The 4,717-nt window shown below is 40.9% G+C and carries 10 protein-coding genes; 4 read left to right on the top strand and 6 right to left on the bottom strand.

The features are described 5' to 3' along the window. Positions 1-248: 248 nt before the first annotated feature. Complete coding sequence (locus ACHUFI_RS22255) at positions 249-494, top strand: type II toxin-antitoxin system CcdA family antitoxin (protein ID WP_394253170.1); 246 nt, start codon at positions 249-251, stop codon at positions 492-494. Then, positions 494-811: a CcdB family protein gene (locus ACHUFI_RS22250; protein ID WP_394253168.1), complete on the top strand. Its 318-nt coding sequence runs from the start codon at positions 494-496 to the stop codon at positions 809-811. The genes ACHUFI_RS22255 and ACHUFI_RS22250 overlap by 1 nt, the downstream gene beginning before the upstream one ends. Before the next feature lie 111 nt (positions 812-922). On the opposite strand, the gene ACHUFI_RS22245 is transcribed toward ACHUFI_RS22250, so the two are convergent. Then, complete coding sequence (locus ACHUFI_RS22245) at positions 923-1,537, bottom strand: LysE family translocator (RefSeq protein ID WP_394253166.1); 615 nt, start codon at positions 1,535-1,537, stop codon at positions 923-925. Positions 1,538-1,767: 230 nt separating this feature from the next. Between ACHUFI_RS22245 and ACHUFI_RS22240 the strand changes: the two genes are divergently transcribed. Both ACHUFI_RS22240 and ACHUFI_RS22235 read left to right on the top strand, forming a co-directional pair. Beyond that, positions 1,768-2,010, top strand: coding sequence for a type II toxin-antitoxin system Phd/YefM family antitoxin (locus ACHUFI_RS22240; RefSeq protein WP_394253164.1), 243 nt, complete (start codon positions 1,768-1,770; stop codon positions 2,008-2,010). 8 nt (positions 2,011-2,018) lie between these two features. Continuing rightward, positions 2,019-2,318, top strand: a complete 300-nt coding sequence (locus ACHUFI_RS22235) for a type II toxin-antitoxin system RelE/ParE family toxin (protein ID WP_394253162.1) — start codon at positions 2,019-2,021, stop codon at positions 2,316-2,318. A gap of 182 nt (positions 2,319-2,500) precedes the next feature. Here ACHUFI_RS22235 and ACHUFI_RS22230 read toward each other — a convergent pair whose 3' ends face one another. The 5 genes from ACHUFI_RS22230 to ACHUFI_RS22210 all read right to left on the bottom strand — a co-directional run. Further along, positions 2,501-2,971: a GNAT family N-acetyltransferase gene (locus tag ACHUFI_RS22230; protein WP_394253160.1), complete on the bottom strand. Its 471-nt coding sequence runs from the start codon at positions 2,969-2,971 to the stop codon at positions 2,501-2,503. Between the two features lie 184 nt (positions 2,972-3,155). After that, on the bottom strand, positions 3,156-3,458 hold the full coding sequence (locus ACHUFI_RS22225) for a type II toxin-antitoxin system RelE/ParE family toxin (protein ID WP_394253158.1): 303 nt from the start codon (positions 3,456-3,458) through the stop codon (positions 3,156-3,158). Beyond that, positions 3,446-3,703 (bottom strand): type II toxin-antitoxin system Phd/YefM family antitoxin, encoded by a 258-nt coding sequence (locus ACHUFI_RS22220; RefSeq protein ID WP_394253156.1) that lies wholly within the window; start codon positions 3,701-3,703, stop codon positions 3,446-3,448. The genes ACHUFI_RS22225 and ACHUFI_RS22220 overlap by 13 nt, the downstream gene beginning before the upstream one ends. A gap of 202 nt (positions 3,704-3,905) precedes the next feature. Next, complete coding sequence (locus tag ACHUFI_RS22215; protein ID WP_394253154.1) at positions 3,906-4,487, bottom strand: NAD(P)H-dependent oxidoreductase; 582 nt, start codon at positions 4,485-4,487, stop codon at positions 3,906-3,908. A gap of 32 nt (positions 4,488-4,519) precedes the next feature. After that, positions 4,520-4,717 (bottom strand): hypothetical protein (locus ACHUFI_RS22210; protein ID WP_394253152.1); only part of this gene is annotated, 198 nt, incomplete at its 5' end.

The raw sequence follows: 4,717 nt of genomic DNA, 5'->3' as shown, positions 1-4,717 counted from the left end.
AAAATGAACAAAGGCTCTGAAATGTGGGAGCAGAAACTTCTACGCTCTTATTGACAGTGGGGGGTCATATCAACGCCGCATTAAGGTGTGAACAACGCGACCACTGAACCTAACCTTACCACCGTAAACACTCAACTCAACGATGGAATGAAAAATGCCAAGCGTTGAGAATCATTCTTAAATACTTGTTATATGCCTAGTATACACCTATACTTAATGCGCATATAAAACACGCATTGGTTGATACTATGAGAAACGCATTTAATACACAAGCCCCAAAGAAAGCTGCCAACTTAAGTTTGAATAGCGAGCTGCTAGCAGAGGCGAAACGTCTCAAGATTAATTTGTCAGCAACCATGGAAAAAGCACTTGAGAAAGAAGTAAGCCAACGCCTTAAAACTGAATGGCAAGAACAAAACGCTGAAGCTATCAATGCTTGTAACGAGCTGACTGAAAAACATGGTCTATTTTCTGATTCATACCGAGCATTCTAATGTCACAATTTGCGCTATACCAAAATAGCGATAAGAGCACTGCAACTGCTTACCCTTACTTTGTTGACGTTCAGAGCGAATTGCTCGATACACTGAATACTCGATTAGTAATCCCATTAACACCTGTTGAACTGTTAGAAAAGAAAGCTCCTAGTCACCTATGCCCTGTGATACACATTGATGAAGGTGACTTTGTTATTTTGACTCACCAAATGGCAAGTGTACCAACTAAAATTCTACGTGAACCTGTCAACGAGATCAGCACATTTAGGAACGAGATCATTGCCGCTATCGACTTTCTGATTACTGGCATATAACGCCGCGTTAAGTAGTGAGCAACGCTACCACCTAACCTAAACCATTGCACTGTAAACACCAAAGCTGACTTGAACTGAAAATACCAAGCGTTGGGAATCTGTCTTAAACGCTTAGGTCTTTGCCGCCAGCATTACACCACAAGTAGCTAAAAAACCACCTGAAAGCTTGTTTAAGCGCTTTCTAGCAATATGCCCCTTAAACATGAAGCTGACTTTTGAAGCAGCACATGCATACGTTGCTAAAATGCCTCCCACGGATATCGTAGATAAAAATAGAATACTGACGACGTCAATTGCAGTTAGAGCAGTTAAATCGACAAAAGCAGGGAAAAACCCCATATAAAACAAAATTGCTTTTGGGTTAGAAATAGTCATGAACATCCCCGCAATTAAGCTAGATGACTTTATACTTGCCTTTGTTTTATTAGCCGTAACGTCTGAAACTTCAGAAGTCCAAGTAACGTAAGCCAACCATAAAAGATAAGTAACTCCTACGTATTTAATTAGGACGGCAAACTCCCCCATCAAGTTCGCAACCAAAGATAGACCTGATATTGCTAAAAATATAAAAATGTAATCAGCAACCAATACTCCAACTACAACCAGAAGCCCTTGCGCCGAACCATATGATATAGACCTAGAGACCACAGCAAGAACACTTGGTCCGGGAATTGCGGCGGATAACGCCATTGCAATAAATAAAGCTATTCCTGATGATATTGTCACAGTCTCTCCTTAGACCTAACGCCAAATTAAGTAGTGAGCAACGCCACCACCTACCTAAAGCATTGTGACGTAAACACTAAAGCTGATTCAAACCAAAAGTGCCAAGCGTTGCGAATCTGCTTAAATTTATTGTTAGTTTAACCTTCACACAAATCGCACGATTTAATTAAATTGAACATTTCGCACAATCAATTATACTCTTACTAGCAACTCAAGTTTGGAGCTTTAACATGCATACATTAACAGCAAATGACGCTAAACGTAATTTTGGCGAACTACTTCTTAGTGCTCAACGAGAGCCTGTAAAAATCAGCAAAAACAGCAAAGATGCTGTCGTTGTTATGTCGATTCAGGACTACGAAGAACTTGAAGCCATGAAAGCTGATTACATTAAACATTGCTTTGAGGCAGCAAGAGAAGACCTAGCACAAGGCAATGCCGTTGATGGCGAAACATTCTTGAAGAGTCTGTAACTTACAGTATGCAAACGAACAAATATAAGCTAAGCAAATTAGCACAAAGCCATTTACGTAAAATTAAAAGCTACACCGTTACGAACTTTTCCGAACTCCAATGGAATAGCTATAGAGACAACCTACTAACTGCTTTTCAAATGCTCGCTGACAATCCAGCAGTTGGAAGAAACTGTGATGAGTTGTACCCTGGTGGCTTCTACTTCTCTGTTGGTAAGCACACTGCCTACTTTACCAAAGAAGACGACTTTATTCTGATCGTTGCCGTTCTTGGTCAGTCGCAACTGCCTCAGAATCATTTGAAATAATATTCACACCCTAACAATCACAGTTAGGGTGCGGAGCCTGATTGGTAAACTAACGCCACGTTAAGTAGTGAGCAACGCTACCACCAAACTAAGCATTACCACCATAAACACAAAGCCCAACGATTAAAACTGAAAATGCCAAGCGTTGGGAATCCGTCTTAAGCGCCTTGTATGTGAACCGTTTAGCACATAAGAGTTTTGGCATACTCAAATACCATAAACTCATCAGAAGCATCTGGCTGAAACTCACCGACCTTTTTGTACCCCAACTTCTCATAAAAATGATGATTCCGATATGACTTGTAAGGTGTAAACAAAGACCAATATGTGATGTGGCTGTACTGATTCTCTATAAGGCGCATGACTTCAGAACCTATATGTTTGTTCTGATACTTTTGCGCAATGTAGACATATTTAATTTCAATAGAGGACTGGTCACCGCACTCAACACAGATTGCACCCGCGAATTCACCGTGACATAAAACTTTGTAAAAATTACCTTTACCAACCTCTGAATTAAACCACTCTTTTGATTCGATGTTTGGAGGAAAAGCACCATATTTGTCAACGTCAGCAGCAAATGCAGCTAAAGCCGAATCTTGCAGGAGCTGAACATCCTCCGAAACTGCGAGTTGAAGGTAAATATCAGACATAATTTATCCTTAAATTGTCATTTCTTGTGGACTTTTGATTCGGTCACATAACGCTAAGCTAAGTAGTGAGCGACGCAATACGAAGCCACCGCATAACACCGTAAACACATATTTGAACGCATAGTAAAAATGCCACGCGTTGCGATCACTGTTGAATTGTTTGTTAGCCGCTCATTCCCAAAGGTTATTGCTTACCCAACAAGAACTTACGCAAGTCTCTCTCTGCACGCATAACAAACAGAATATACACTTTGTCACCGTCTTGTTTATAGAAAACACGACATGGATTAACGACAACTTCGCGATAACTTAAATGCTCGAGTTCGGGTGGAATACGACCTGACTCTGGGAAAGTTTGTAGGCGTTCGACTTTGGAGAAGATCGTTTGTACTAACTGCTTTGCAGCGACGATATTTTCAAGAGCAATGTATTCAGCGATATCATTAAGGTCAGATAACGCTGGTTCAGTCCAGATTACTTCAGCCATTTTGACATTTTGTCCTTGGCTTCATCATGACTTACCACTTTACCGTTAGCTAATGCACGCTCACCTCGTGCAATACCCTCAAGAATAGCTAAACGATTTTGCATAAATTCGTAGTCATCAACATCAACTAAATACGCAGATGGCTTACCATGCTCAGTAATTAACACGGGTTCTTTGGTGTCGTGGAGATCGGCGAGGATCTTAGTTGCTTGACGTTTAAGTGATGTAACTAGTTCTACTTTCATGAGAGTTGCTCCAAAGGAATACTAAAGTGATACTATTCTATCACTTTGAGTATAGCAAGCTCCATGACGGCTAACGCCAAATTAAGTAGTGAGCAACGCCACCACCAGAGCTAAACCATTGTGCTGTAAACACTAAAGTCGATTCAAACTGAAAATGCCAAGCGTTGCGAATCTGATTAAATTTATTGTTAGAGCTCTGTGCTCAGAAGCTAGCTTTTATTTTTTGTACAAACCGTTCTACTTTTTGTTTTGATACATTTTCACTTTTGTACAGAGATAAATACTTAAAACTACACTTAGGGACGCACGCTCCAAGCAAGGCTATTTTGAGCACACGTTTCACTGGTTTCCAGAGTACAAAAGCGTCCACCCACCAAGGAGACCCGAGCGTCGTCACTACTTTGACTTCAGTCAGTTTACTCAATCGTGGCTTAATCGCACCCAAGTCCTTGTCGTGGTCATATGCATGTCCAGGAGCCCACACTCTGTCAAACCAACCCTTTAAGATAGCAGGAAAACCAAACCACCAAGTTGGAAAAACCAACACCAAAGACTCTGTTTCTGTAAGAAGAGCAATATCATGCTCAACCAAACTGGCATCAAATGAATTACCGTAGTAACTTCGTCGCTCTTTTTGAGTTAGAGCAGGCACAAATTCACGGTCATATAGGTCTAGTATGCTTATGTCATAACCTTTTGACCCGAGGTGCTCAACAACCTGATCACACAAGTAATGGCACAAACTATCTTTAACTGGATGTGCCACCACAACTAAACATTTCATGAAACTCCTCCTCCTTGAGTTCTAACGCCGCGTTAAGTGGTGAGCAACGCTACCACCCTACCTAAACCATTGTGACATAAACACTTAACCCAAAGTAAACCGGAATACCAAGCGTTGGGAATCACTCTTAAATGCTTTGTATGGATAATAAGCACTCCAATCGGGTAAGGTGAGACCCAGACTTTAGCTGCAACTAAAGTTCTTCTATCTGGTAGTTCGATTAAATGATG

The organism is Vibrio profundi (genome assembly GCF_043642225.1).
Lineage (GTDB): Bacteria > Pseudomonadota > Gammaproteobacteria > Enterobacterales > Vibrionaceae > Vibrio > Vibrio profundi_A.
The sequence above is the reverse complement of the archived record's forward strand: the minus strand, read 5'-3'. Positions and strand labels throughout refer to the sequence as shown.

Excerpts from the sequence above, each read along its gene's own strand:
- ACHUFI_RS22215 (WP_394253154.1), bottom strand. The coding sequence starts at position 4,487 with ATGAAATGTTTAGTTGTGGTGGCACATCCAGTTAAAGATAGTTTGTGC.
- ACHUFI_RS22225 (WP_394253158.1), bottom strand. The coding sequence starts at position 3,458 with ATGGCTGAAGTAATCTGGACTGAACCAGCGTTATCTGACCTTAATGAT.
- ACHUFI_RS22240 (WP_394253164.1), top strand. The coding sequence starts at position 1,768 with ATGCATACATTAACAGCAAATGACGCTAAACGTAATTTTGGCGAACTA.
- ACHUFI_RS22230 (WP_394253160.1), bottom strand. The coding sequence starts at position 2,971 with ATGTCTGATATTTACCTTCAACTCGCAGTTTCGGAGGATGTTCAGCTC.
- ACHUFI_RS22255 (WP_394253170.1), top strand. The coding sequence starts at position 249 with ATGAGAAACGCATTTAATACACAAGCCCCAAAGAAAGCTGCCAACTTA.
- ACHUFI_RS22220 (WP_394253156.1), bottom strand. The coding sequence starts at position 3,703 with ATGAAAGTAGAACTAGTTACATCACTTAAACGTCAAGCAACTAAGATC.
- ACHUFI_RS22250 (WP_394253168.1), top strand. The coding sequence starts at position 494 with ATGTCACAATTTGCGCTATACCAAAATAGCGATAAGAGCACTGCAACT.
- ACHUFI_RS22235 (WP_394253162.1), top strand. The coding sequence starts at position 2,019 with ATGCAAACGAACAAATATAAGCTAAGCAAATTAGCACAAAGCCATTTA.